The 826-nt window shown below is 63.2% G+C and carries 1 protein-coding gene; it reads right to left on the reverse strand.

Going from position 1 to position 826, the window contains the following annotated elements; all coding sequences use genetic code 11:
- On the reverse strand, window positions 1-826 hold an 826-nt coding region (locus ACMX2H_RS18945), incomplete at both ends, for a sugar phosphate isomerase/epimerase family protein (protein ID WP_414962829.1).

Consider the following 826-nt stretch of genomic DNA (forward strand, 5'->3'; position numbering starts at 1 on the left):
GAGTTGCCGCAGCAGCTGCTGGACCTGTTCGGTGTCCTCTGCTTTTACTTCGGCGAAATTGAAGCCCGTCGGTTCGGCGACCTGGGGCAGCGTCGCCAGCTCCATCGCATACACGGCGTCCGGTCCGTCGGTCTCCTGCAGATGGACGGAGGTCTGTTCTTCCAGCCAAATCAATGACCGCATGGCATCGACGGCGGTGCGTTCCTCGTCGGCCTGCCGGAACACGTCGTTGAAGATCTCCAGCGAGACCGGCCCGTTGTAGCCGCTGCGGACCAGGTGGCCCATGAACTTGTCGAGTTCCCACGCACCCTCGCCCGGGAAGACGCGGTAATGCCGGCTCCAGGACAGGATGTCCATGCTGAGCTCGGGGGCGTCGGCCAACTGGACGAAGAAGATTTTCTCCGCCGGAATTTTCTCGATCGCGGCAGGGTCCCAGCCGCGGGACAGGATGTGGAAGCTGTCCAGGCAGGTGCCGATGTTCGGATGAGCGGCCAACTCGACAATGCGCATGGCATGTTCGAAGTCGTTGACGAATCTTCCCCACGCCAGGGCTTCGTAGGCGATCCGGATCCCGTAGTGCGCGGCCAGGTCGCCAAGCTGGCGGAGCTGGGCGGCGGCCAGGTCGTCGTCGTTATGAATGGCCGTGGCCACGTTGCTGCACAACAGCATCAGGTCCATGCCCAGTTCGTTCATCAGCCGGAACTTCGCCTCGGCACGGTAGAGGTTGTCGGCCAGCAGCTCCTCGGTGACGCCTTCGAAGTCCCGGAACGGCTGGTAGAGATCCAGGGTGAGTCCCAGCTCCGCCGCCAAGGAACGGATTTCGCCG

Origin of the sequence: Arthrobacter sulfonylureivorans (assembly GCF_047607445.1) — a bacterium.
Taxonomy (GTDB): Bacteria; Actinomycetota; Actinomycetes; order Actinomycetales; family Micrococcaceae; genus Crystallibacter; species Crystallibacter sulfonylureivorans_A.